Genomic DNA, 24,490 nt, shown 5'->3' with positions numbered 1-24,490 from the left:
TGTTATCGGTGATAGCGTCCTATTGTTCGCATCACCAACAAAGATGAAGTCGAAAGCCATGACAAGCACGGAGACTCAGACCGAGACTCATACGGGCAGCTGCTTCTGCGGCGCGGTGGAGGTGGAGGTCACCGGATCGCCGGAGGCCATGGGCTATTGCCATTGCCGGTCCTGCCGCTCCTGGTCCGGCGGCCCGGTCAATGCCTTCACCCTGTGGAAGCCCGACGCGGTGCGCGTGACCGCGGGCGCCGAACATCTCGCGACCTTCCAGAAGACGCCGCTCAGCCAGCGCCAATATTGCGCGAAGTGCGGCGGGCATCTGATGACCAATCACCCGCCGCTCGGCCTCGTGGACGTTTTCTCCGCGACCCTGCCGACCCTGCCCTTCGCCCCCGCCGTCCACGTCAACTACGCCGAGACCGTGCTGCCGATGCGGGACGGCCTGCCGAAGCTGAAGGACTTCCCGGCCGAGTTCGGCGGTTCCGGCGAAACGATGGCAGAGTAGCGGCAACCTTCACCAATAACGCATCGCGTCCGCATACAGCCCGCGCAGGTCGTCCTCCGACACCGGGCGGGGGGCGATGGTCAGCAGGCGCTGCTGGGCGGCGGCGCCCCTGACCAGACCCGGAATGTCGGCCTCGCCATAGCCGAGCGCCGACAGCCCGTTGGGCAGGCCGGTCGCCCGCATCATGCCGATCAGCCGGGTCGCCAGCAGCTCGCCGCCATCCTCCGGCGAGGCACCCCGCACGTCCGCCCCCAGCGCCTCGGCGGCGCGCAGATGGGCCTCGGGAGCGGCCGGGCCGGTGAAGCGGAAGGCGGCGGGGGCGTTCAGCACCACCGAGATGCCGTGCGGCACCATCGGCTCCACCGCCTCATAGCCGGTCGCGGTGAAGCTGTGGTTCATCCCGGCCACCGAATAGGACATGGCGTGCGGGATGTGCACCCCGGCATTGCCGAAGGCGAGACCGGCCAGCGTCGCCGCGAACATCAGGGCGTCGCGCGCTTCCGCACAGTCGGGGTCGTTGACCGCCCGTTCCAGCCATTGCCCGCCGAGCCGGATCGCCTGCAGGCTGCCGATGTCCGACCACGGGTTGGCGCCCTGGTAGGGCGGGCGCGCCGTCGGCGTCTCGGGGCGCGGGCGGGAGCGGAAGGGCCGCGCGGTGTGGCTCTCGATGGCATGGGTCAGCACGTCGAAGCCGGTGGCGGCGATGGCGCCGGGCGGCAGGCTGTCGATGGTGCGCGGATCGACGACGGCGAGGCTCGGCCGCAGGTAACGCGACGAGATGCCGGTCTTCACCTGCTTTTCCACATGGTCGAAGATGGCGACGCCGGTGGTCTCGCTGCCGGTGCCGCAGGTGGTCGGGCAGGCGATGTGCGGCTTGACCGGGCCGGGCACCGGGATGCCCTCGCCCAGCGGCTTGTTGACGTAGGCGAGGAAGTCGGCCGGATAGGTCGCGTAGAGGTTCGCCGCCTTGGCGGTGTCGATCACCGATCCGCCGCCGATGGAGACATAGCCGTCGAAGCCGCCGTCCCGCGCGAAATCGGCGGCGTCGAGGAAGGAGGCGCTGGTCGGCTCCACCCGGCAGCGGTCATAGACCACCGGATCGAGGCCCGCCCGCTTCAACCCGTCGAGCGCCATGGCGAAGGGGGCGGTTGCGGCAACCCGCGGGTCGGTGAACAGCGCCACCCGCGTCATGCCCAGCGACAGCGCATCGCCGCCCAGTTCCGCCAGCATGCCGGGGCCGAACTTCATCCGCGCCGCCTCGACGGTGAAGCCCTCCTCGCCGTCGGGAAGGATGGGATAGGCGTTGCCGTGCGTCTCGCGGTCCATCTGGCGCTGCTCCTCCGGTGGCGGGGGCCAGGTTCCGTCCCGGCCCATCCTTCACCGTATGGGAGCGTTCCCCGCCCGGCCTGTCAATGAGTCCGTTGGTTCAACGGATCATCCGTTGGCAGATCATCTGCCGGGGAGAGCGGCGGCTCCGGCGGGGTGCCGGCGGCGGACGGGCGCAGAAGGCGCTGGTACAGCCAGCCGATGCCGACCAGCGAGACGCCGAGGCCGAGGAAGGAGGCGACGCGGTACATCCCCTCGAGGTCCGACATGTCGCTGAGGAACACCTTGGCCACCACCGCCAGCACCAGCACCAGCCCGGCATGGCGCATCCAGCCCCAGCCGAAGCGGATCCCCGCCACCAGCATCGCCACCGCGAACAGCAGGAAGCCGGCCGAATAGGCGTACCATTCGGCGTCCGACGTCCCGTAGCCGTTCAGCACCGGCCCCTGGAAGGCGCGGCGGATCTCCAGCGCGAGGTTGGCGGCGATCAGCAGCATCGGCAGGACCGGCGCGGCGCTGCGCAGGCCGCGCGACGGCGGCGGGTCGTACCAGAGGTAGAGCAGCAGCAGGACGGCCGGCGCGCCATAGGCCAGCAGCAGCCGGTTGACCACCGGCCAGGTTCCGACCCACTCGAAGTTCCACAGCGGGTTCAGGGCGAACAGATGCAGGAAGAAGGCGGTCACGGCGGCCAGCAGCACCAGCAGGCGCCGGCCCCAAACCGCCACCGGCCGCGCGCTCCACCGCCGGTCGGCGGCCAGCAGGAGGGCGAGGCCCAGCCAGGACAGGGTGTGCAGCGCCACTTCGGTCAGGCCGGACGGCTCCGCCTCCAGGCTGCCGGCCATCCAGCGATGGATGCCCAGCGACAGCATCAGGGTGGTGAAGATCAGCGCGCCGGCCTCCAGCACCATCACCACCAGATCGTCGCCGCGTCCGATGTTTCCCTGGGCATCGGGCGCCGTCCGCATCAGGCGCGCCGCCACCAGGAAGCCCAGCGCCGGCAGGCCATAGCCGTAACCGATCCAGGCATAGCCTTCGTAATCCAGCACATAGGGGTTGATCGCCAGCCGCACCAGCACGGCGACCGCCACCAGCAGGGCGACTCCGCGCAGCTCGCGCAGGCTCATCTGCCGCTCCAGCCAGGCCAGCACCGGCACCTGCATCGCCAGCGCCACGGTCAGCCACGCCTCCTGCAGGGTCATGGTGGCGCCGAGCGCGATGGCGCCGCTCGCCCCGGCGGCGAAGGCGGCAAGGCCCAGCGCGGCGCCCGGCCGGTGGCGGTGGCGGGCCAGCGGCGTGGTGCCGGCGACCAGCAGGGCGGCCAGCGCAAGGGCCGCAGCCGGCCAGCCGATGGCGGTCTCCGGCGGCTCGACCAGGGCGTAGGCCAGCGTCAGCAGGGCCAGCGGCACCAGGGCCGACAGCGACGCCCACAGCGCCGCCCGCCGGGCGCCCCACAGCGCGGCGAAACCGCCGATGCCGAACAGCGCCGCGAAGCCGCCCGCCACCCACAGGAAGCGCACCACCGCCGCTGGGTAGCCGGCCGGATCGGCGACGATCAGCGGCTGGCCCTCCGCAGTCAGCGGCGGCGGGCTGGACGGCACATAGGGCAGGTTCCAGGGCGCCAGCGACAGCAGCACGGTCAGCGCCGTGATCCAGGCGACTCCGGCGATCCGCTCGGTCCGCCGGCCGGCGGTCATGGCGAGAAGCGCGAACAGGGTCAGCACGGTCAGCGACACCGCGTCATGCCCGGCGCGCCAGGTGACGGCGGCGACCAGCAGGCCGAACAGCCGCATCGCCATCATCGCCAGCCGGTCGGCGGGATGGCGCTGCTTGCGCCGGATCCAGTCGGGCAGCGCCCGGCGCCAGCCGGTGGCGGGCGCCGGCTCCGCCAGCCGGTCCTCCGCGGTTCCCGCAACCACGCCCAGCATGGCCGGAACCAGGAACAGGGCCGAGGTCAGCAGCAGGTAGATGCCGGTCGGCAGCGCGTCGCCGCGGCTCCACGGGTCGATCATCCACAGCAGCGGCCAGAGCGCCGCACCGGCCAGCGCCCCCCAGCCGAGCCAGCGCCAGCGGCGGTACAGCACCACCGCCATGCCGGCCCCGTTCAGCGCCAGCAGATAGGCGAACAGGCTCCAGGCATCGGAGTTGCCGGTGGACACCAGAAGGGGAGACACATAGCCGGCCAGCAGCCCCAGCGCCGCGATCAGCGGCCCCTGCAGCAGCGACAGGGCGATGCCGGCCATCGACAGGCCGGCCAGCAGCGCGAAGGCGACCAGCGGCGCGAACAGGCCGAACAGGGCGAAGCCGCCATAGACGCTGATGAAAGCGGTGAACAGGCCGGCGGCGGTCAGGGCCGGCGGCACGTAATCGGGCTGCAAGGCGGCGACGGCGCGCTGCATCGGCCGGCGGCGCAGCCATTCGCCGCCCACCATCAGCGCGAAACCGGCGAGCAGCCCCAGCGCCACCCGCACGCCGGGCCCGAGCCAGCCATGCTCCACCGACAGCTTGATGAAGAAGGCGGCGGCCAGCGCCATGGTGCCGCCGCCAAGCCAGATCAGCCAGCGCGAGGCCAGCGATTCCTCCAGTTCGCGCCAGCCCGCCCGCGCCGGGCGGGGAGACGGTGCAGCGGCGGGTTCCGGCCTGGCCGGCGGCGCGGTCTCCTCCGGCGGGGGAGCCGCTTCGGCGGCAAGGGCCGGGTCGGCGAGCGGCTCCGTCTGCGGCGCGTCCTCCATCGCCGCGGCCGCAGCCTCGTCGGGCGGGGACGCCTGCAGGGGAGCGGCGCCGGTCAGCGCCTTGTCCAGCCTGCCGCGCAGCGCGGCGATCTCCGCCTCCTGCGCCTTCAGCCGCCGGTCGAGCCGGTGGGTGATGAAGCCGAAGATCAACAGTAGGACGACAAACTCCATAACCGCACCGCCTGCACGCCGTTGCCCCTCCTATCGGGAGCATTTCGCGCCAGGATAGACTTGCAACAATGCACTGTCTCGGTCGTGCTGGGGGGTCATCCGATAGAGAATTGCGCCTATGATCGGACCCGCAGCCGCGCCATCGTCGCCAGCGCGTCGTCCACCGCGTGGAAGTCGGCGGTGTTGTCGAAGACGCACCAGACCGGCCGCAGCACCGCCTCGGCCATGAGCCGGTCGGCCAGCGCGTCCAGCACCGCCGGTCCGTAGGCCGAGCGGTAGATCACCGGCGACCCGTGCAGCCGCCAGTACCGGACCCCGTCCCAGCCGCCGGGTTCGCCGGCTCCCGGCACCGGTGCCGGATCGGCGGCGACGCGGGCGACGCGGTGGGCGACGAGCAGGGCGTCGGCTCCTTCGGCGAACCAGGAGGCATGGCGCGGCTCGCACACCACGTCGCCGTCGAAGCGGGCGCGCAGCAGCGCGAAGAAATCCTCCGCGACCGACCGGTCGAAGCGCAGGCTGGGCGGCAGTTGGACCAGAAGCGGACCGAAACGGCCGCCCAGCATCCCGGCCTCGGCCAGGAAGCGCTCCAGCGCGGCGTCGGCGCCCACCAGCCGGGCTTGATGGCTGATCGCCTTGGGCAGCTTCACCGCGAAGCGGAAGCCGGACGGGGTGGAGGCTGCCCAGCGCGCCCAGGTTTCCGGCTTGTGCGGGCGGTAGAAGCTGCTGTTCACCTCCGTCATCGTCATGATGCGGGCGGTGCGCTCAAGATGGGTGCCGTCGGCGGGAAAGGCCGGGGCCGACGGTTTGGGAATGCTCCAGCCGGCTGTGCCGATCCGGATCGGGTACGCTGCGGCCAAGGCGGGGTTTCCTCTGCTGCGCCGGACTTGCCCTCCAGGCAACGGCCGGCACGCGGAGCTGTTCCCTCCTCCCCGGAGGCCGGGCCGTCAGGGGCCGCGCAGGGTCCGCCAGGCGCAGACGGCGGCGTAATAGACCGAGGTCGCCAGCCACAGGCCGAACAGCCAGCCCGGACGCGCCGGCTCCAGCACCACCAGCGCGACGCAGCAGAGCAGCCAGACCGTGGTCACCGCGATGTTCAGCGGCATCAGCGCCTTGACACGGAAAGGGTGCAGGAACTTGGCCGTGGTGAAGGTCAGCAGACCCAGCGCAACCACCACCGCCGCGTTGATCCAGGGATTGAGGTCGAGCAACCAGAAATAGAGGGCGACGACGTTCCAGATCGCCGGGAATCCGACGAAATAATTGTCGCCGCTCTTCATCCCGACATTGGCGAAGCAGTAGAGCGCGGTCAGCAGGATCCAGGCGGCGAGAGCGATGCTGACCAGCCCCTCCGGCAGCAGGCCGAAGCGGTGGATGAACACCGCCGGCACCACGACATAGGTCAGGTAGTCGATCACGAGGTCCAGAGCCGAGCCGTCGATCCCCGGCAGCACCTGCTTGACCGAGACGCGGCGGGCCAGCGTGCCGTCGACGCCGTCGACGACCAGCGCGATGCCCAGCCACATCAGGCACAGCTTGGCATCGCCCGCCGCCGCCGCCAGCAGGCCGAGCAGCCCCAGCACGGCGCCGCTGGCCGTGAAGATGTGGACGCCCCAGGCCGACAGGCGATGGGTGATTCCATAGCCGGCGCTCATGCCGATGTTATCCGTGGGTGGCGAAGAGGACGGTGGCAAGGACAAGGCGATGACCTGAACGGAATGGGGCTGGGACGAAAGGCGGTGGAGCGGGCGGATCTTCTGACACAGATGAACGCAGATAAACACAGAATTGTGGGGGTCCGAAACCCCCGGCTCCGTCCACGCCGTCCGGCACGGCCGTCCGCGCCCCGCCTCTCAGGCCGCCCGCGCGCCGCCCTGCCGGAAGGCCGCCCGGCCGGTCAGCGCGTCGGGCATCGGGCCGCCGGTCGCCCAGTCCAGCAACTCCACCGTGTGGACCACCGGCAGCCCCGTGCCGGATGCGATCTGGGTGATGCAGCCGAGATTGCCGGCCGCCACCGCCTGCGGCTGGGTGCTTTCGATGGCCGCGACCTTGCGGGTCCGCAGCTCCCCCGCCAGGTCCGGCTGCAGCATGTTGTAGGTGCCGGCCGACCCGCAGCACAGATGCGCGTCGGGGATCTCCTTCACCAGGAATCCGGCGGCGCGCAGCAGGGCGCGCGGCGGCTCCTTGATGCGCTGGCCGTGCTGCATCGAACAGGCGGAGTGGTAGGCGATGGCCTGCCCCGTCTCCACCACCGGGCGGGCCAGCCCGATCCCGTCCATCAGCTCTGTCACGTCCTTCGCGAGATCCGCCACCCGCGCCGCCTTGGCGGCATAGGCCGGATCCTCGCGGAACATGTGGCCGTAATCCTTCACGCTGGTGCCGCAGCCGGACGCGTTGATGACGATGGCGTCGAGTCCCTCGCCCTCGATCTCCCTCGTCCAGGCGTCGATCGTCTTCTTCGCGGCGGCGTGGGCGAGATCCTCCTTGCCCATATGGTGCGTCAGGGCGCCGCAGCAGTCGGCGCCCTTCGACACCACGACCTCGACACCGTGCCGGGTCAGCAGGCGGATGGTCGCCTCGTTGATCTGCGGCGCCAGCACCTGCTGGGCGCAGCCGATCAGCAGGGCCACCCGCTTCTTCCGCGGCCCCTCGGCCGGATGGACGCCCGGCCGGTCGCTGTAGCTCGGCGCCGGGATGCTGGACGGGGTCAGCGCCAGCATGGCCGACAGCCGCTTCGGCAGCAGGACGCGGAAGGGCCGGCCCAGGGAAGCGCCCAGCAGGGCCAGCCGGAACAGCCGCGGGTTGGGCAGCACCCGCGCGATCAGGTCGCGCACCGCCCGGTCGGCCGGCGGTCGGCGGTGGGTCGCCTCGATATGGGCGCGGGCGTGATCGACCAGATGCATGTAATGGACACCCGACGGGCAGGTCGTCATGCAGGACAGGCAGGACAGGCAACGGTCGATGTGCTTGACCGTGGTTTCGGGCGGCGGCCCGCCCTTCTCCAGCATGTCCTTGATCTGGTAGATGCGGCCGCGCGGGCTGTCCAGCTCGTCACCCAGGATGGTGTAGGTCGGGCAGGTCGCGGTGCAGAAGCCGCAATGCACGCATTTGCGCAGGATCTGTTCCGAGTCGCGGATCGCGGCATCGGCCAGCTGGGCCAGCGAGAAGTTGGTTTGCATCGAGATCGGCCTTCCCGTTACAGCCCCGCATACATGCGGCCGGGGTTGAGGATGCCCTTGGGGTCGAAGCTCTCCTTGACCCGGCGGCTCAGCGTCATCAGCGGCTCCGGCAAGGGCTGGAACACGTCGGTCGCCGCACGCACCGCCTCCGGCGCCCGCACCAGCGTCGCATGGCCCCCGGCGGAGAGCGCGCTGCGGATGGTTGCGCCCGAGTCGGGCGGTGCGGTCAGCCAGACCAGCCCGCCGCCCCAGTCGTAGAAGGCCTCGACGTCGAGCGTGCGGCGGATGGCGTCCACCGTGGACGGGCCGGTCGAGGGGGGAACCGAGAGTTTCCAGAGGTGGGGAGTGTCGCCACGGTTGCCCCCTCCCCGACCCTCCCCCGCTTGCGCGGTGGAGGGAGATTGGGCCGGCGTCGGCAAGGCCCCCTCTCCCGCCAAAGGCGGGGGAGGGTTGGGGAGGGGGCCATCAGCAACCACCTCCCCCAGCCCCGCCCCGTCCCGAACCTCGCGCCAGAGCGCCAGCGACTCGTCGCGCCCCAGCACGGCATCGGCCCGCAATTCCTCGCGCAGCATGGTGACGCGCGCGGCGACCGACGGGCCGAAGCCCTCCAGCCGGACCAGCGTCGCCGCCCCGCCCGCCCCCGCCACGGCGGCGACCTGCGACCGCGCGGCGATCCCCGCCGGCAGATGGGCAGCGCCCGACACCTCGTAGGGGCTGCGCAGAGCCCGGTCGAGCATCGCCACCGCCGCCCTGTCGTCCAGCCCGAACAGCAGCAGCGTCGCGGTGTCCTCCGGCGCCGGCAGCACCTTCACCGTGATCTCGGTCAGCGCGGTCAGCGTGCCGAAGGAGCCCGCCATCAGCTTGGGCAAATCATAGCCGGTGACGTTCTTCACCACCTTGCCACCGCCCTTGTAGGCCTCGGCCCGGCCGCTGATCCCGGATATCCCCAGCGTGTGGTCGCGGGCGGACCCGGCGGAGATGCGGCGCGGCCCGGCCAGCCCGCTGGCGACCAGCCCGCCGAGCGTGCCGCCCTCCGGCGGCTCGAAGGCCAGATGCTGCCCGCGCTCGGCCAGCATGCTGCGGATCAGGTCCATCGGCGTTCCGGCCAGCGCGGTCAGCACCAGCTCCTCCGGCTCATAGGCGATGACGCCGGACAGGCCCGACAGGTCGAGCGCGTGGCCGGCCCGCACCGGGCGCCCCAGCCCGCGGCGGCTGCCGCTGCCCACTATCTCCAGCGGCTCATCGGCCGACAGCGCCCAACGCACCGCGTCGGCCGCCTGCGCGGGGGTCTCCGGCTTCAAGGTGGTGATGGTCATGGCGAGCGGCGGCCCTTCAGAAGCGCGGGATGTCGGGGAAGCGCAGCTCCCCCTGGTGGACATGCAGCCGGCCAAGCTCGGCACAGCGGTGCAGCGTGGGGAAGACCTTGCCGGGGTTCAGCAGACCGTCGGGATCGAAGGCGCATTTCAACCGCTGCTGCTGCTGCAGATCGGCCTCGTCGAACTGGTCGGTCATCAGGTCGCGCTTCTCCACCCCCACCCCATGCTCGCCGGTCAGCACACCGCCGACCTCGACGCACAGGCGCAGGATGTCGTTGCCGAACTCCTCCGCCGCCTCCAGCTCGCCCGGCTTGTTGGCGTCATAGAGGATCAGCGGGTGCAGGTTGCCGTCGCCGGCATGGAAGACGTTGGCGACGCGCAGGCCGCAGCGGTCGGACATCTCCTGCATCCGTTGCAGCACCAGCGGCAGCGCCTTGCGCGGGATGGTGCCGTCCATGCAGTAGTAATCGGGGCTGATCCGCCCCACCGCCGGAAAGGCCGCCTTGCGCCCGGCCCAGAAGGCCAGCCGCTCCTCCTCGCTTTTGGACACACGGGCGTAACAGGCGCCCTTGGTCCGGGCGATGGCCTCGACCCGGTCGATCAGATGGTCGACCTCCGCCGCCGGGCCGTCCAGCTCGACGATCAGCAGCGCCTCGACATCCAGCGGATAGCCGGCATGGACGAAGGCTTCGGCCGCATGGATGGCGGGACGGTCCATCATCTCCATGCCGCCGGGGATGATGCCGGCGGCGATGATGGCGGCCACGCAGTCGCCGCCCTGCTCGCTGCTGGGAAAGCCGAGCAGCACCGCGCGGGCGGTCGCCGGCTTCTTCAATATGCGGACGGTGACCTCGGTCACGACGCCGAGCAGCCCTTCCGACCCGGTGACGATGCCCATCAGGTCGTAGCCGCCGGCGTCCAGATGCTTGCCGCCCAGCCGGATGACGGTGCCGTCGATCAGCACCATCTCCAGCCCCAGCACATTGTTGGTGGTCAGCCCGTATTTCAGGCAATGCACGCCGCCGGAATTCTCGGCGATGTTGCCGCCGATGGTGCAGGCGATCTGGCTGGATGGGTCGGGGGCGTAATAGAAGCCCTCATGCGCGACCGCGTTGGAGATGCCGAGGTTGGTCACGCCCGGCTGAACGGTGACGCAGCGGTTGGCATAGTCGATGTCGAGGATGCGCTTGAACTTGCCCATGCCCAGCAGCACGCCGTCGGCCAGCGGCAGGGCGCCGCCCGACAGCGAGGTGCCGGCCCCGCGCGGCACCACCTTCACCCCCATCGCCTTGCAGGTCTTCAGGACCTGGGACACCTGCTCCACCGTGCTGGGCAGAACGGCGACCATCGGCAGCTGGCGGTAGGCGGTCAGGCCGTCGCACTCGTAGGCGCGCAGCTCGTTCTCGTCGACGATCACGCCTTCGCCGGGAACGATGGCGCGCAGCGCCTCCACGATCTCCCGGCGGCGGGCGATCACCCCGCTGTCCGGCACCGGCATCTTCATGGCGGGCGGTCCTCATCCCGTTGCGGCGAACTCGTCCGCCACACGTACCATCCGCAGGGATCCCAATACAAGGCGATGCGGCGACGGGGATGCAGGCACCCCAAAACGCAAGAGCCGCACCCGAAGGCGCGGCTCTTGCGTAAACACCCGATGACGGAGAGGCTGGGCGCGATGCCCGGCCTCGCAGTCGATCGACCCTTGCGGATCGGTCAGCCCTGGCGGGCCTTGAAACGGGGGTTCTGCTTGTTGATGACGTAGACGCGGCCCTTGCGGCGGATCACGCGGCAGGCCTTATGGCGCGTCTTCATCGACTTCAGGGAGTTGACGATTTTCATGATGCTGTTCCTGAACGCTCGGCGGCTCGATTGAAGGCGCGCACCATAGTGCGGTGCCCACCGACTGTCAACGTCCGGGAATGCCCCCGAAACACCGGCCGCCGCCGACCGTCTTTCGCACCGGACCCGCGGGAGCGGCCCGACAGGCGCGGGAGGCGGAAAACACTGCGCATACCTATGAGATGCCATACTCCTTTATGTTCTCCAATAAAGGGAAACCTTGTGGGCGCTCCGGCAGAAGCTATGGAAGATATACAACTTCGCGTTAGACGGCCATGAGGGGCGGCGAGCGGAAGACGACTGTCAGCCCATGATTCTCGACTTGGGAAAGGCAAGCCTATCCCAACAAAAATCACCAATCACCCGAACCAATACACAGTATTTATTTGCACACTTCCATCACACTCATCAATCCTTCACAATATTCTGCGGTGTATTGACGCGACGACGCGAAATCGTATGCTGCGGAGTTGAAGGCCTGTTCTTGCTGATGTAGGAACGTCCTCAGATATTCAGCGGCATCCGGACCGCCGCCGCGCACGATTACAGCCGATCCCGCCGGGGCGGCGCCGATTCGTGCCGGACCGGGCCGGACTCCGCCCCGTTCCGCGCATGGCATGCCGACTCCGGCCCGCCCCGCGCAGTGCATCATCGAAGGGGGGATCATGAAGTTCTGGAAGTCTCTGACTCTGGCGGCTGCGGCCGGTGCGATGTTCATGTCGGCCACCAACGCCGAGGCGGCCTATCCGGAGAAGCCGATCACGATGATCGTGGCCTTCGGCGCCGGCGGCGGCACCGATCTGCTGATTCGCGCCCTGGCGCCCTTCCTTGAGAAGCAGCTGGGCGACGGCAGCCGGGTCGAGGTGGTGAACAAGCCGGGCGCCGGCGGCGAGATCGGCTTCGCCGCCATCGCCGATTCGGCCCCCGACGGCTACACCATCGGCGCGATCAACTCGCCCAACGTCAACGCCATCCCGATCGAACGCCAGGCCCGCTATTCGCTGGACCGGCTCGACCCGCTCTACAATCTGGTCGACGATCCCAGCTCCTTCGCGGTCCACAACGAAGGGCAGTTCAAGACGCTGACCGACGTTGTGGCCTTCGCCAAGGCCAATCCCAACGGCGTCACCGTCGGCACCACCGGCATCGGGTCCGACGACCATCTGGCGATGCTGGTGTTCCAGCGCCAGGCCGGCGTGACCTTCACCCATGTGCCCTTCCAGGGTTCCGCCGCGAACGAAGCGGCGCTGGCCAACAAGAAGATCATGCTGAGCGCCGTGAACATCGGCGAGGCGATGCAGTACAAGCAGAAGGACCCGATCACCGTCCTGGGCGTGATGGCCGACAAGAAGGTGGAGCAGGCTCCCGGCGTCGCAACCTTCAAGGAGCAGGGCTTCGCCGCGCTGATGTCGTCGCTGCGCGGCATCGCCGCCCCGAAGGGGCTGCCGCCGGATGTCCGCACCAAGCTGGTCGACGCGCTGGACAAGGCCGCCAACGATCCGGGCTTCCAGGCCAAGGCGAAGGAGCTGTATCAGCCGGTCCGCCTGCTGCCGCCGGAGAAATATGCCGCCGAACTGGCCGAGTCGACCAAGGAACTGCGCGATCTGTGGGCCACGAACCCCTGGCTGAAGTAAAGCTCCGCAAGGTCGATGCGAAAAGAAAGGGCGCCGGCGATCTGCCGGCGCCCATTTCCATGTCTGCATTGTCCTTCAGACTGCGCCTGCAGGAGCCGTCACTTCAGCCAGGGCGTCTCCTTCCACATGGCGCGGAAGGTCGCCTCCTGGGTCTTCAGCTCCGCCGCATACTGGTCGGGGGGCAGCAGGCGCAGCGGTTGATAGGCCTTGCGGGCGATGTCCTGGAATTCCGGATGCAGCACGGCCTTGCCGATGGCATCCACCAGCTTGGCGCGGATGTCCGGCGGCAGCCCCGTCGGCGCGGCCAGACCGCGCAGCGACGCCATCTTCACGTCGAACCCCAGCTCCTTGAAGGTCGGCACGTCGGAGGCCTGGACCGACCGCTCCTCGGTCATCACGCCCAGGATGCGGATCGGGTCGCCTTCGCGGGCCCGCGCCGATTCGCCGATGTTCATCGAGGTCACCTGGATATGCCGGCCCAGAAGCGCGCGGTGGGCGTCGGCGCTGCCCGGAAAGGGCACATGGGTCAGCCGGGTCTGGGTCAGGCGCTGGAACATCAGCATGGCGAGATGATCGTCGGACCCGATGCCGGTGGTGCCGACCGTCACGCTGTTGGGGTTGGCCTTGGCGAAGGCGGCGACGTCGGCCAGCGTCTGGTAGGGGCTGTCCTTGTGGACGACGAAGGAGCCGGGGTCGTCGACCAGATTGTAGAGCGGGTCGAGCCGGTCCAGCGAAAACCGCGCCTGGCGTTCGATCGGGATCGTCACGACGTTGGGCGAGTTGATCAGCCCGATGGTGTAGCCGTCGGGAGCCGCGTCGGCGATGGCGGCGAAGCCGATCTCCCCGCCGGCACCGGGGCGGTTCATCACGATGACGCGGGTGCCGCCGCCCAGTTCCTTCTCGATGAAGGGGGCGAGCGAACGGACGATGAAGTCGGATCCGCCGCCGGCCGCATAGCCGACGATCAGGGTGATCGGCTTCTCCGGATAGGCCGCCCAGGCCGCGCCCGGCCCCGCCAGCCCGAAGGCCGCGGCCAGCGCGGAGACCGCAATCCCGGCGGCACCGGCCAGCCGGACGGCACGCCGCCGCAGTCCGCGCGAAAGGGCATCGAACCGCCCGGTTGCGGCCGGACCGGCGGCCGTTCCTGTCGATCCACCCCGCACGGCGGGACGCGCGTTCGTATCCATACATCGCCTCCTTCGGTTCGCATCCGCTGAACAGCCGGGACCATCCCAGGACCGCCGCCCAGGTGGATGCGGCATCTTTCAATTGCTTTTATCTACCGCAGGTTGCCGGATCGGCGCCTTCTTGCGGCCGCTCCATCGTAAAGGCGATTTTCTGTCAATCAACCGCCGTTTCGATATTTTCAGCAACCTTCAAATATTCTAATACTTGTTTATCAGTATATGTTCACCCGCTCTGCGGATTATCCGGCATACAGCCGGCTCGTAAACCGCTCATCCGCGAAAGGCTGTTCCCGGCATGACCGTTCACAAGGATTTCATCCGCCCCGACGCAACGACGCTGGAGGCTCTGCGCGCCCAATCTCCCGCCACCCTGCACGAGGCGATGGGCAAGAAGGGCGCCATGGGCCACCCGATCAAGCCGCTGTTCCCCGGCATGCGTCTGTGCGGACCGGCGCTGACCGTGTCCTGCGGCCCGACCGACAACCTGATGATCCACATCGCGGTGGCGCTGGCGAAGCCGGGCGACATCCTGGTCGTCGACTTCAAGGGCATGACCGACGCCGGCCCCTGGGGCGACGTGCTGACCGCGTCGGCCATCGCCCGCGGCCTGGGCGGGCTGGTGATCGACGGCTGCGTGCGCGACGCCGTTGCCATCCGCGACATGGGCTTCCCCGTCTTCTGCCGCGGCACCAACATGAAGGGCACCAACAAGACCGACGCCAAGGGCGACATCAACACGACGATCGTCTGCGGCGGCGTGATGGTGTCGGCCGGCGACATCGTGGTCGCCGACGACGACGGGGTGGTGGTGGTGCCGCGCGATCTGGCCGCCGACACGCTGGAGAAGGCCGCCGCCCGCGAGGCCGCGGAAGAGGCCTACCGCCACAAGCTGGAAGCCGGCGAGACGACGATCGAGCTTCTGAACCTGAAGCCCTATCTGGACGCCGCCGGCATCACGCTCTGACCCGTCCCCCGCATCCGCCCCCCTTCGACGGAAGCCCCCGCCATGCCCGACATCATCATTTCCGAATTCATGCAGCCGAGCGCCGTGGACGATCTGCGCCGCGACTTCGACGTGCATTACGACGAGACGCTCTACAAGCGCCTGGACGAGCTGTATGCGATGGGCCAGGACGCCCGCGCCATCTGCATCCGCAACGAGACGGAGATCCGCGGCGCCTTCTTCGACGCCTTCCCCAACCTGAAGGCGGTCGGCCGGCTGGGCGTCGGGCTGGACAACATCGACGTGCCGGCCTGCCGGGAACGCGGCATCGCCGTCCTGCCCGCCACCGGCGCGAACGAGGTGTCGGTGGCCGAGCTGGCCATCGCCGGCCTGATGATGCTGGTGCGCGGCACCACCTATTTCGCCACGCCCGACGTGGTCGCCGGCAAATGGCCGCGCGGCCGGCTGATCGGGCGCGAGGTTTCGGGCAAGACGTTGGGAATCGTCGGCTTCGGCCGCATCGGCCGCCATGTCGCCCGCCGCGCCCAGGGGCTGGACATGACGGTGATCGCCGCCGACCCGCATGTGCCGGCCGACGATCCGGTCTGGGCCCGCATGGGCGTGGAGAAGGTCTCGTTCGACCGCATCTGGGACAGTGCCGACGCGCTGTCGCTCCACCTGCCCTACACGCCGGAGACCCACAATCTGGTCAGCGCCGAGGTGATCGCCCGGCTGAAGCCCGGCACCATCCTGGTCAACGTCGCCCGCGGCGGCATCGTCGACGAGGCGGCGCTGGCCGCGGCGCTGAAGAGCGGCCATCTCGGCGGCGCCCTGCTGGATGTCTTCGCGACGGAACCGCTGCCGGCCGGCAACCCGTTCCAGGACGTGCCGAACCTGATCCTGACCCCGCACATCGGCGCCACCACCGACGAGGCGCGCGTCCGCACCGGCCACATGATCGCCGACAATGTCCGCGCCGTGCTGACCGGCACCATCCCGGACACCGCGATCGTCTGACCGCAGCCTCGTGAGGGAAACGGGCCTTTCCCCATCCGCCGGGGAAAGGCCCTTTTCTTGCCCCGGCTTGCGGCGACGGGGCAAAAGGCGGAGAGTCGCGGCACGGCACCCCGCCTCACCACCGGTTCTGGAAGGCCACCGCCTTGCGGCTGCTGCTGATCGAAGACAACCGCCGGCTCGCGTCCCTGACCGCGGAGGGGCTGCGCAAGGCCGGCTTCGCCGTCGACCCCGTCCACAGCGCGGAGGAGGCGTCGGCCGCCCTGGCGGTCGCCGGCTTCGACGCCGTGCTGCTCGACCTCGGCCTGCCCGATGCCGACGGGCTGAGTCTGCTGTCCGCCCTGCGGGCGAAGGCCGACACCACCCCGGTGCTGATCCTGACCGCCCGCGACGCGGTGGACGACCGGGTCCGCGGCCTCAACCTGGGGGCCGACGACTATCTGCTGAAGCCCTTCGCGTTGGAGGAGCTGGTGGCGCGCATCCGCGCCCTGCTGCGGCGGCCGGGGGCGGCGCTGGGAATGGTGCTGCAACTCGGGAACATCGCCCTCGATTCGGCCGACCGGCTGGCGACCGTCGCCGGCCAGCCGCTGGACCTCACACGGCGGGAGCTGGACGCGCTGGAACTTCTGTTGCGCCGTGCCGGCCGCGTGGTGTCCAAGGCGGCGCTGGAGAACGGCCTCTACGGTTTCGGCGAGGAGGTCGGCTCCAACGCGGTGGAGGTGCTGATCCACCGGCTGCGCAAGCGGCTGCAGGCGGCGGGCGCCAGCGCCGGCGTCCAGACCCTGCGCGGCATCGGCTATATCCTGATCGAGGACCCGCCCGGAGCCGGTGCGGGCAGCGACGTGGGAAGCGGCGTGGGAAGCGGCGGATGACCGGCAGGCAGCCGCCCTCCCTGATGGCCGCCATCGCGCGCTGGCTCGTTCTGGTCACGCTGCTGGCGGTCGCGACCACGGCGCTGCTGCTCTACGTCGAATTCAAGGGCACCCACGACCGGATGCGCCAACGCACGCTGTCCGGCGTCGCCCGCATGATCGAGAAGGCGGTGCGGGGGCCGGACGACCGGCTCGTCGCCGCCCTGCCCGACTCCGTCCGCGCGATGCTGCGGGTGAATGCCGCCTCCTTCGCCATCGTCGACGGGGACGGCCGGCTGCTGCTTGGCTCCGACGGGGTGTCGGGTCCGCTCGATCCGACCGGCTCCGACCGGTCGCATGCCGTCTTCCGGGTGCCGGCGCGCGATGGCGAACCGGCTCTCTACGGGCTGAGCCGCCGCATCGAAGTCGATGGCCGCCGCCTGTGGATCCAGGTGGTCTCCGGCGAGGAGGAACTGCACATCGAGTGGCTGCTGGAGGAGTTCGTCGAGCATTTCGGCTGGATATGGCTGCCCTTCGCCCTGGTTCTGATCCTCGTCAACCTCGTCATCATCCATCGCGGGCTGCGGCCCCTGCGCCGGGCGTCGGCCGGTGCCGCCGCGATCGGGCCGGACAGCGTGTCGGAACGCCTGCCGGAAGAGGGCATGCCGCGCGAGGTCCTGCCGCTGGTCCGCGCGGTGAACCAGGCGCTGGACCGGCTGGAAGCGGGCTATCGGGCCCAGCGCAGCTTCATCGCCGACGCCGCGCACGAACTGCGCACGCCGCTGGCCGTCCTGGACGCGCATCTGGCGCTGATCGGCACGCCCGGCGCCCCGATCCGGGCGGATGTCGCCGGCATGACCCGGCTGGTGGACCAGCTGCTCGACCTCGCCCGGCTGGACGCCTTGCGGATCGCGCCGGGCGAGACCGTAGACCTGACCGCGCTCGCGGTGGAGGTCGCGACCCACATCGCCCCGCTGGCCTTGGACAGACGCCGCGGGATCGAGGTCATCGGACGGCAGGACGCCCTGCCGGTGCGCGGCGCGCACGACCCGCTGTTCCGCGCCCTGCGCAACCTCGTGGAGAATGCCGTCTGCCATGCCCCCGCCGATAGCACGGTCAGCATCGAGGTGGCGGTCTCGGCCACGGGCGAGCCGCTGTTGCGGGTGATCGACCGCGGTCCCGGCATTCCGCCGGCCCTTCGGTCCCGCGTCTTCGAACGCTTCTGGCAGGGCGGCCGCGACCGGACCACGGAGCCAACGGAGTCCGGCGGCGCGGGACTCGGGCTTTCCATCGTCGCGCGCACCATGGCCGCGCATGGCGGCAGCGTCGCCATCGCCGACACGCCGGGCGGCGGCACCACCTTCACCCTGCGCTTTCCCCTCCAGCTGCGGCGGACTGCCGCACCACCGGCCGAGAATGCCGCGGCCGGCGGCGTGTAAGCGGCACGTAAGTTTGGCGGTCTAGACCGGACGGCGACCCTCCCCTCCTTCCGGAGCATCGCCATGACCGTCACCGCCTACAGCCCGGCCCAGAAATCCCTGCACTGGCTGATCGCCCTGCTCATCGTCGGCCTTTACCTGCTGACCTTCGGCGAGGAGTTCTACGAACGCGGACACCCGATGCGCGCCACCATCTGGTGGCTGCACATCTCCTTCGGCCTGCTTCTGCTCGGGCTGGTCATTGCCCGGATGGGACTGCGCCTAGTCCGCGGCATCCCGGCGCTGCCGTCCACCATGGCGCCGGCCGAGCGCGGCGCGTCCCATCTGGTCCATCTCGGTCTCTACGCCCTGATGCTGGCGGTCCCGCTGATCGGGGTGGTGCTGACCTGGCTGCGCGGCGACACGCTGACCTTCTTCAGCCTCTTCTCGATTCCATCCCCGGTCGAGGCCGACCGCACGCTGGGCCGGTCGGTGAAGGACATTCACGAGCTTGCCGCCAACCTGATCCTTGCCCTGGCCGCCCTGCATATGGCCGCCGCGCTGTGGCACCATCTCGTCCGCCGCGACGGCGTGCTCGGCCGCATGCTGCCCGACCGGCAGGCCGACCGGGAAACCGGCCTTGCCGACTGACCAGAGCCCACCTCTCCAAAAGCGCGAGCAGCGCCCCTGTGCGCTCGCGCATCGAGAGGCTATAGTCATCGCCATACATATGGATGGCGACGATCGATGGCAGAACGCAAGACGACGGGACGCAGCCGGAAGGCGGGAAGCACGCGGAGCGGAACGGAACTGGACGATGCCGGCCTGACCGCCGGCCTCCTGCCATTTCCCGACCTGCTGTCCTCGACCGCCGCCGCGGGCGTGGAGGGGGAGGAAGCCGGAGACATCCTCTCCCCTGGTGATGCGGCCGGCGGGACCGCTTGCGGAACCGCGGGCGAAACCAGCGACGAGGCCGGCGGCGACGATCCTCACTACATCGATCATCGCGAGCGGCTTCGCCGCCGCTTCCTCGACCGTGGGCCGGACGCGCTGGAGGATTACGAGCTGCTGGAGATGGTGCTGTTCGCCGTCAGCCTGCGGCGCGACGTGAAGCCGCTCGCCAAGCTGCTGATCCGGACCTTCGGCGACCTGTGGGGCGTGGTCAACGCGCCGCCGGAGCGGTTGCGCGGGCTGAAGGCGGAGGGCGTGTCGCTCGGCACCGACAATGCCGTCGCCATCGTTCGCATCGTCGGCGCCGCCGCCCTGCGCGCCCTGCAGCAGCGGGTGATCGACCGGCCGGTTCTGGCCTCCTGGCAGGCGCTGATCGACTACTGCTCCGCCGCCATGGCCCATGAGCCGACGGAACAGTTCCGCCTGCTGTTCCTCGACCGCAAGAACACCCTGATCGCCGACGAGGTGCAGCAGCGCGGCACCGTCGACCACACCCCCGTCTACCCGCGCGAGGTGGTGAAGCGGGCGCTGGAGCTGTCGGCCAGTGCGGTGATTCTGGTCCACAACCACCCCTCCGGCGATCCCACCCCCAGCCGGGCCGACATCGAGATGACCAAGGAGATCGTGCGCGCGGCCAATGCCGTCGGCCTGATCGTCCACGACCATCTGGTGATCGGCAAGGGCGGGCGCCACACCAGCTTCAAGGCCCAGCGCCTGCTGTGAGCGGCGGAGGCCCCTGCTTTCCGCGCAGCCGGGCCATGCTCCGCCACTTTGCATTTGCGAATCGCTCTCCATTTTGTTGACGTGACGGTGCCCTGCTGAAAGACCAAGCCCCTCCATGTCCTCCTCGCCCCTCTCCCTGAAGCGCCGAAGCCTGCTGATCGGCTGCGGAGCGCTCGTCCTGATGTCGGACCGCGCGCTGGCCGCACCCGCGGCACCCCGCCGCCTCAGCCTCCGGAACCAGCACACCGGCGAGACGTTCGAGGGGCCCTACCGCGACGCCTCCGGTCCGCTGCCCGACGCGATGGCCGACCTTTCCAAACTTCTGCGCGACCACCGCGCCAACAAGGAGGGGCCGATCGACGTCGGCACGCTCGATTTCCTGGCCGACATCATGGAGGCGGTGGGGGAGCCGAAGGCGACCATCCTGTCGGCCTTCCGCACGCCGGAAACCAACGCCATGCTGGCCGCCCGCAGCCTGGGGGTGGCGGAGCACAGCCAGCATCTGCTGGGCCGTGCGCTGGACATCACCCTGCCCTCCCGCCTGCCCGATGCGCATCGCAGCGCGCTGGAGCTCAAGCGCGGCGGGGTCGGCTGGTATCCGCGCTCGCATTTCCTGCACATCGACACCGGCCCGCTGCGCAGCTGGGAGATGTTCGGGCAGAATCTGGACGGGCTGTTCGCCCCCGGAATCCGCGGCGCCCGCCCCCGCACCGTATCCCAGCGCATGCAGCTTCACCGCGCGCTCGCCCGCCGCCAGCTTCTCGGCAGGCGCTGAGCGGTTGGCAGCATTGACCTGCCGGGGGTGGATCTTTCCGGCAACCCGGTGTAGGGAAGACATCATGACTGATCGCATCGCCCTCACCGCTCCGATGTATTATCCGCCGCTCTCATAGCGCGGCGTCGATCGGTCATCCCCGAAACCATGCCGTCGCAAGTCCGGCGGCCATGGTTCTCTCCCCGACAGAGACAGTCTCCGGACGGCAACGGTCCATCCGCAAGAGAGCTGTCCCATGTCTTCCAAATCCAGTGCCGCCGAGTTCCTGCATATCCTGCGCGAGCGCGGCTTCCTCCATCAGTGCAGCGACCCGGCCGCCGACCTGTCGGGCCTGGCCGGCGCGGCACCCGGCGGCGTGCTGACCGCCTATGTCGGCTTCGACGCCACGGCGGCCAGCCTGCATGTCGGGCATCTGCTGTCGATCATGGCCTTGCGCTGGCTGCAGCGTACCGGCAACCGCCCCATCGTGCTGATCGGCGGCGGCACCACCAAGATCGGCGACCCCAGCTTCCGCGACACCACGCGGCCGATGCTGGACGATGCGCAGATCGCCGCCAACGCCGCCGGACTGCGCCGCGTCTTCGGCCAGTATATGACCTTCGGGGATGGGCCGACCGACGCGGTGATGGTGGACAATGCCGATTGGCTGGACGGGCTGGATTACGTGCCCTTCCTGCGCGATGTCGGCCGCCATTTCACCATCAACCGCATGCTGAGCTTCGAGTCGGTGCGCCAACGGATGGAGCGCGAGCAGCCGCTGACCTTCCTGGAGTTCAACTACATGATCCTCCAGGCCTATGATTTCCTGGAGCTGTCGCGGCGGCACGGCTGCCTGCTGCAGATGGGCGGGTCGGACCAGTGGGGCAACATCGTCAACGGCATCGAGTTGGCCCGCCGGGTGGAGCGGCGCGAGCTGTTCGGCCTGACCACGCCGCTGCTGACCACCGCCTCGGGCACAAAGATGGGCAAGACGGCGGGCGGTGCGGTGTGGCTGAACGCCGATGCGCGCAGCCCCTTCGACTTCTGGCAGTTCTGGCGCAACACCGAGGATGCCGATGTCGGCCGGTTCCTGCGCCTGTTCACCGAACTGCCGCTGGACGAGATCGCCCGGCTGGAGCGGCTGCAGGGGGCCGAGATCAACGAGGCGAAGATCGTGCTGGCGACAGAGGCCACCCGCCTGTGCCACGGGGCGGCCGAGGCCGAAAAGGCGGCTGCGGCGGCCGGGTCCCCCTTCGCACCGGGCGGCGACGGCCTGCCGGAAATCGCCCTGCAGCGTGAGGGGGCCGATGGCGTGCCGCTGGCCGATGCGCTGGTTGCAGCCGGCCTGTGCGCCTCGAAAGGCGCGGCGCGCCGCCTGATCCGCGAGGGCGGCGCCCGGCTGGACGGCGAGCCGGTGACCGACGAGGCGGCGGTGCTCACGACCACCGCCGTCCTGTCGGCGGGCCGCAAGCGCCATGTCCGCCTGATCCTGACGCCTTGATGGAGCGCCGGTGGCGTCAGCCCTCCAGCTGGCGCCACATCTCCAGGTCGCGCTCGGCGGTCCAGATGCGGGGATCCGGGTACTGCGTCGCCTCGTCATAGGCGCGGGTGACGTTGAAGGGCATGCAGTGGTCGAAGATCACCCAATGGCCGAACTTCGGCTTCAGCGCGGCGTGGGTGTCCTGGTAGATCGTCCGCAGGTCCTTGCCGGCGGCAACCCCCTGCTTCACCAGATCGAACAATTCGCTGGTGAAGGCACGGGTGCCGCGGAGCCCCTCCTCCACCTGTTCCGGCGTGGTCAGGGCGGCGCCGCGGCCGGGCACCAGCTTCTCTGGCTTCAGCGCGGCAATCGCGTCGAGCGTCGCCGGCCAGTGGGTGAAATAGGCGTCGCCGCAATAGGGGGTAGCGCCGTACTCGACGAGGTCGCCGGAAAACAGGATCTTCTGCTGTGGCAGCCACACCACGGTGTCGCCCTTGCTGTGGCCACGGCCGAGTTGCAGCAACTGCACCTCCAGCGCGCCGAGCCACATCGTCATCGTGCCGCGGAAGGTGATGGTCGGCCAGGTGAGGCCGGGAACCGATTCGACCGCTCGGAACAGGCGGGGGAAGCGTCCGATCTCGCTCGCCATGTCGGCTTCGCCGCGCTCGACGATCAGGTCGCGGGTGTCCTCGCTGGCGATGATCTGCTCCGGCGCATAGCCCGACGCGCCCAGCACGCGCACCGCATGGTAGTGCGACAGCACGACATGGCGGATCGGCTTGTCGGTGACTTCGCGGATCCGGCGGATGACGTCCTGCGCCATCACCGGTGTAGCCTGGGTGTCGATCACCATCACCGCATCGTCGCCGATGACCACGCCGGTGTTGGGATCGCCTTCCGCCGTATAGGCATAGGCATTGTCGGACAGCTTGTCGAAGCTGACTGTCTTCTCCTCGAGATCGGCATGAGAGGCAAAGTTCTTGGACATCCCGTTTCTCCCCAGGCGCGGCCTGTATCAAGCGTCGATGGATATGGCCGCCATTGATCGGTTGACCCAACCATATCGTTTCATTTGAAACCACGCAACGCGTTTGCTGCTGCCGCGGAGTCCGGGCCGAACACAGCAAAAAGCCCGTCGAGCTGACGCTCGGCGGGCTTAATTTGGTTGCGGGGGCAGGATTTGAACCTGCGGCCTTCAGGTTATGAGCCTGACGAGCTACCGGGCTGCTCCACCCCGCGGATGTCTGTCATATGGGGTGATGGGTGTCGTGACGATGCCAGCGAATATGCTTTGAATGAGCGTCTCTTGAGGCTGAGTGACCTGGCGGCGACCTACTCTCCCACGTCTTAAGACGCAGTACCATTGGCGCGGAGGCTTTTCACGGCCGAGTTCGGGATGGGATCGGGTGTTTGACACCTCGCCATGACCACCAGGTCACCCAGGCTCAAGACCGACGCTATCCAAAGCGTTTTCGCTGTCGTGCAAGTGATGTGAGGATGTATCGAACTGGCGGGCTTGCGTCAAGCAGGGCCTTTGAGCAGGCTTGCTGCTGCGCATGGCGCGGTCTGTGGTGTCGAGATCAAGCCGATCGAGCGATTAGTAAGGCTTAGCTTCAGGCATTGCTGCCGGTCCACATGCCTCCTATCGACGTGATGGTCTGTCACGGCTCTCAAGGGAGCTCTGGTTTAGAGGTGGGTTTCCCGCTTAGATGCTTTCAGCGGTTATCCCGTCCATACTTAGCTACCCGGCCATGCCACTGGCGTGACAACCGGTGCACCAGAGGTATGTCCATCCCGGTCCTCTCGTACTAGGGACAGATCCTCGCAAAACTCCGACACCCACGGCAGATAGGGACCGAACTGTCTCACGACGTTCTAAACCCAGCTCACGTACCACTTTAATCGGCGAACAGCCGAACCCTTGGGACCTGCTCCAGCCCCAGGATGTGATGAGCCGACATCGAGGTGCCAAACGACTCCGTCGATATGGACTCTTGGGAGTCATCAGCCTGTTATCCCCGGCGTACCTTTTATCCGTTGAGCGATGGCCCGTCCACGTGGAGCCACCGGATCACTATGGCCGACTTTCGTCTCTGCTCGACTTGTCAGTCTTGCAGTCAGGCGGGCTTATGCCATTGCACTCGACGAGCGATTTCCGACCGCTCTGAGCCCACCATCGCGCGCCTCCGTTACACTTTGGGAGGCGACCGCCCCAGTCAAACTACCCGCCATGCAGGGTCCCGGACCCGGATAACGGGCCACGGTTAGATGCCAGAGACTTCAAGGGTGGTATTTCAAGGTTGGCTCCACACGGGCTGGCGCCCATGCTTCCAAGCCTCCCACCTATCCTACACATGAAGTCCCTAGCACCACTGCAAAGCTGTAGTAAAGGTGCACGGGGTCTTTCCGTCTGACCGCGGGAACTCCGCATCTTCACGGAGAGTTCAATTTCGCTGAGTTGGTGTTGGAGACA

20 protein-coding genes, 1 tRNA gene and 2 rRNA genes (1 of these 23 only partly in view) are annotated in these 24,490 nt (G+C 68.9%); 10 read left to right on the top strand and 13 right to left on the bottom strand.

Features of this window, described 5'->3' with window-relative positions; translation table 11 throughout:
- The first annotated feature begins 58 nt into the window (after positions 1-58).
- Entirely contained in the window at positions 59-505 is a 447-nt protein-coding gene (locus A6A40_RS01455; protein WP_063636065.1) for a GFA family protein, read from the top strand.
- Positions 506-514: 9 nt separating this feature from the next.
- Here A6A40_RS01455 and A6A40_RS01450 read toward each other — a convergent pair whose 3' ends face one another.
- The 8 genes from A6A40_RS01450 to ykgO all read right to left on the bottom strand — a co-directional run bounded on the left by A6A40_RS01450 (position 515) and on the right by ykgO (position 11,062).
- On the bottom strand, positions 515-1,831 hold the full coding sequence (locus A6A40_RS01450; protein WP_063633807.1) for a hydroxyacid-oxoacid transhydrogenase: 1,317 nt from the start codon (positions 1,829-1,831) through the stop codon (positions 515-517).
- Positions 1,832-1,914: 83 nt separating this feature from the next.
- Positions 1,915-4,731 (bottom strand): DUF2339 domain-containing protein, encoded by a 2,817-nt coding sequence (locus tag A6A40_RS01445; RefSeq protein ID WP_063633806.1) that lies wholly within the window; start codon positions 4,729-4,731, stop codon positions 1,915-1,917.
- A 116-nt stretch (positions 4,732-4,847) separates the two neighbouring features.
- Positions 4,848-5,588 carry a DUF72 domain-containing protein gene (locus A6A40_RS01440; RefSeq protein WP_063633805.1) on the bottom strand — a complete coding sequence of 247 codons (741 nt, stop codon included), beginning with the start codon at positions 5,586-5,588 and terminating at the stop codon, positions 4,848-4,850.
- 87 nt (positions 5,589-5,675) lie between these two features.
- Positions 5,676-6,383: a phosphatidylcholine synthase gene (pcsA, locus tag A6A40_RS01435; protein ID WP_063633804.1), complete on the bottom strand. Its 708-nt coding sequence runs from the start codon at positions 6,381-6,383 to the stop codon at positions 5,676-5,678.
- Positions 6,384-6,581: 198 nt separating this feature from the next.
- Positions 6,582-7,907 (bottom strand): glycolate oxidase subunit GlcF, encoded by a 1,326-nt coding sequence (glcF, locus tag A6A40_RS01430; protein ID WP_063633803.1) that lies wholly within the window; start codon positions 7,905-7,907, stop codon positions 6,582-6,584.
- A gap of 17 nt (positions 7,908-7,924) precedes the next feature.
- Positions 7,925-9,223, bottom strand: a complete 1,299-nt coding sequence (locus tag A6A40_RS01425; RefSeq protein ID WP_063633802.1) for an FAD-binding protein — start codon at positions 9,221-9,223, stop codon at positions 7,925-7,927.
- 16 nt (positions 9,224-9,239) lie between these two features.
- On the bottom strand, positions 9,240-10,727 hold the full coding sequence (locus A6A40_RS01420; RefSeq protein ID WP_014246802.1) for an FAD-linked oxidase C-terminal domain-containing protein: 1,488 nt from the start codon (positions 10,725-10,727) through the stop codon (positions 9,240-9,242).
- A gap of 209 nt (positions 10,728-10,936) precedes the next feature.
- Entirely contained in the window at positions 10,937-11,062 is a 126-nt protein-coding gene (gene ykgO, locus A6A40_RS01415; protein ID WP_012973122.1) for a type B 50S ribosomal protein L36, read from the bottom strand.
- 665 nt (positions 11,063-11,727) lie between these two features.
- On the opposite strand from ykgO, the gene A6A40_RS01410 reads away from it, so the two are divergent.
- On the top strand, positions 11,728-12,696 hold the full coding sequence (locus A6A40_RS01410; protein WP_063636064.1) for a tripartite tricarboxylate transporter substrate binding protein: 969 nt from the start codon (positions 11,728-11,730) through the stop codon (positions 12,694-12,696).
- A 98-nt stretch (positions 12,697-12,794) separates the two neighbouring features.
- Here A6A40_RS01410 and A6A40_RS01405 read toward each other — a convergent pair whose 3' ends face one another.
- The gene (locus A6A40_RS01405) at positions 12,795-13,883 is read right to left on the bottom strand and encodes a tripartite tricarboxylate transporter substrate binding protein (RefSeq protein WP_082860685.1); all 1,089 of its coding nucleotides are present in this window, start codon (positions 13,881-13,883) and stop codon (positions 12,795-12,797) included.
- Between the two features lie 295 nt (positions 13,884-14,178).
- On the opposite strand from A6A40_RS01405, the gene A6A40_RS01400 reads away from it, so the two are divergent.
- The 8 genes from A6A40_RS01400 (at position 14,179) to tyrS (ending at position 22,038) form a co-directional block, all read left to right on the top strand.
- Positions 14,179-14,847 carry a 4-carboxy-4-hydroxy-2-oxoadipate aldolase/oxaloacetate decarboxylase gene (locus A6A40_RS01400; RefSeq protein ID WP_063633801.1) on the top strand — a complete coding sequence of 223 codons (669 nt, stop codon included), beginning with the start codon at positions 14,179-14,181 and terminating at the stop codon, positions 14,845-14,847.
- 42 nt (positions 14,848-14,889) lie between these two features.
- On the top strand, positions 14,890-15,843 hold the full coding sequence (locus A6A40_RS01395; protein ID WP_063633800.1) for a hydroxyacid dehydrogenase: 954 nt from the start codon (positions 14,890-14,892) through the stop codon (positions 15,841-15,843).
- Positions 15,844-15,986: 143 nt separating this feature from the next.
- On the top strand, positions 15,987-16,712 hold the full coding sequence (locus A6A40_RS01390; RefSeq protein ID WP_063633799.1) for a response regulator: 726 nt from the start codon (positions 15,987-15,989) through the stop codon (positions 16,710-16,712).
- Complete coding sequence (locus A6A40_RS01385; RefSeq protein ID WP_063633798.1) at positions 16,709-18,130, top strand: sensor histidine kinase; 1,422 nt, start codon at positions 16,709-16,711, stop codon at positions 18,128-18,130. Before A6A40_RS01390 ends, A6A40_RS01385 begins: the two co-directional genes overlap by 4 nt.
- Positions 18,131-18,193: 63 nt before the next feature.
- Positions 18,194-18,760 (top strand): cytochrome b, encoded by a 567-nt coding sequence (locus A6A40_RS01380; protein ID WP_063633797.1) that lies wholly within the window; start codon positions 18,194-18,196, stop codon positions 18,758-18,760.
- Between the two features lie 96 nt (positions 18,761-18,856).
- Positions 18,857-19,783, top strand: coding sequence for a RadC family protein (gene radC, locus A6A40_RS01375; RefSeq protein ID WP_063633796.1), 927 nt, complete (start codon positions 18,857-18,859; stop codon positions 19,781-19,783).
- A gap of 115 nt (positions 19,784-19,898) precedes the next feature.
- On the top strand, positions 19,899-20,558 hold the full coding sequence (locus tag A6A40_RS01370; protein WP_063633795.1) for a YcbK family protein: 660 nt from the start codon (positions 19,899-19,901) through the stop codon (positions 20,556-20,558).
- 235 nt (positions 20,559-20,793) lie between these two features.
- On the top strand, positions 20,794-22,038 hold the full coding sequence (gene tyrS, locus A6A40_RS01365) for a tyrosine--tRNA ligase (protein WP_063633794.1): 1,245 nt from the start codon (positions 20,794-20,796) through the stop codon (positions 22,036-22,038).
- Between the two features lie 16 nt (positions 22,039-22,054).
- On the opposite strand, the gene A6A40_RS01360 is transcribed toward tyrS, so the two are convergent.
- The 4 genes from A6A40_RS01360 to A6A40_RS01345 form a co-directional block, all read right to left on the bottom strand.
- Positions 22,055-23,005 (bottom strand): MBL fold metallo-hydrolase, encoded by a 951-nt coding sequence (locus A6A40_RS01360; protein ID WP_063633793.1) that lies wholly within the window; start codon positions 23,003-23,005, stop codon positions 22,055-22,057.
- A 174-nt stretch (positions 23,006-23,179) separates the two neighbouring features.
- Positions 23,180-23,256: transfer RNA gene (locus tag A6A40_RS01355), tRNA-Met, on the bottom strand.
- Between the two features lie 80 nt (positions 23,257-23,336).
- Positions 23,337-23,452: ribosomal RNA gene (gene rrf / locus A6A40_RS01350) — 5S ribosomal RNA — on the bottom strand.
- 141 nt (positions 23,453-23,593) lie between these two features.
- A 23S ribosomal RNA gene (locus A6A40_RS01345) occupies positions 23,594-24,490 on the bottom strand (it continues 1,850 nt past the right edge of the window).

The organism is Azospirillum humicireducens (assembly GCF_001639105.2).
Taxonomy (GTDB): domain Bacteria; phylum Pseudomonadota; class Alphaproteobacteria; order Azospirillales; family Azospirillaceae; genus Azospirillum; species Azospirillum humicireducens.
The sequence above is the reverse complement of the archived record's forward strand: the minus strand, read 5'-3'. Positions and strand labels throughout refer to the sequence as shown.

Coding starts and splice junctions, on each gene's coding strand:
- ykgO (WP_012973122.1), bottom strand. CDS start 11,062: ATGAAAATCGTCAACTCCCTGAAGTCGATGAAGACGCGCCATAAGGCC.
- A6A40_RS01410 (WP_063636064.1), top strand. CDS start 11,728: ATGAAGTTCTGGAAGTCTCTGACTCTGGCGGCTGCGGCCGGTGCGATG.
- A6A40_RS01420 (WP_014246802.1), bottom strand. CDS start 10,727: ATGAAGATGCCGGTGCCGGACAGCGGGGTGATCGCCCGCCGCCGGGAG.
- pcsA (WP_063633804.1), bottom strand. CDS start 6,383: ATGAGCGCCGGCTATGGAATCACCCATCGCCTGTCGGCCTGGGGCGTC.
- A6A40_RS01370 (WP_063633795.1), top strand. CDS start 19,899: ATGTCCTCCTCGCCCCTCTCCCTGAAGCGCCGAAGCCTGCTGATCGGC.
- tyrS (WP_063633794.1), top strand. CDS start 20,794: ATGTCTTCCAAATCCAGTGCCGCCGAGTTCCTGCATATCCTGCGCGAG.
- A6A40_RS01395 (WP_063633800.1), top strand. CDS start 14,890: ATGCCCGACATCATCATTTCCGAATTCATGCAGCCGAGCGCCGTGGAC.
- radC (WP_063633796.1), top strand. CDS start 18,857: ATGGCAGAACGCAAGACGACGGGACGCAGCCGGAAGGCGGGAAGCACG.
- A6A40_RS01450 (WP_063633807.1), bottom strand. CDS start 1,831: ATGGACCGCGAGACGCACGGCAACGCCTATCCCATCCTTCCCGACGGC.
- glcF (WP_063633803.1), bottom strand. CDS start 7,907: ATGCAAACCAACTTCTCGCTGGCCCAGCTGGCCGATGCCGCGATCCGC.
- A6A40_RS01445 (WP_063633806.1), bottom strand. CDS start 4,731: ATGGAGTTTGTCGTCCTACTGTTGATCTTCGGCTTCATCACCCACCGG.
- A6A40_RS01455 (WP_063636065.1), top strand. CDS start 59: ATGACAAGCACGGAGACTCAGACCGAGACTCATACGGGCAGCTGCTTC.
- A6A40_RS01425 (WP_063633802.1), bottom strand. CDS start 9,223: ATGACCATCACCACCTTGAAGCCGGAGACCCCCGCGCAGGCGGCCGAC.
- A6A40_RS01385 (WP_063633798.1), top strand. CDS start 16,709: ATGACCGGCAGGCAGCCGCCCTCCCTGATGGCCGCCATCGCGCGCTGG.
- A6A40_RS01380 (WP_063633797.1), top strand. CDS start 18,194: ATGACCGTCACCGCCTACAGCCCGGCCCAGAAATCCCTGCACTGGCTG.
- A6A40_RS01405 (WP_082860685.1), bottom strand. CDS start 13,883: ATGGATACGAACGCGCGTCCCGCCGTGCGGGGTGGATCGACAGGAACG.
- A6A40_RS01400 (WP_063633801.1), top strand. CDS start 14,179: ATGACCGTTCACAAGGATTTCATCCGCCCCGACGCAACGACGCTGGAG.
- A6A40_RS01360 (WP_063633793.1), bottom strand. CDS start 23,005: ATGTCCAAGAACTTTGCCTCTCATGCCGATCTCGAGGAGAAGACAGTC.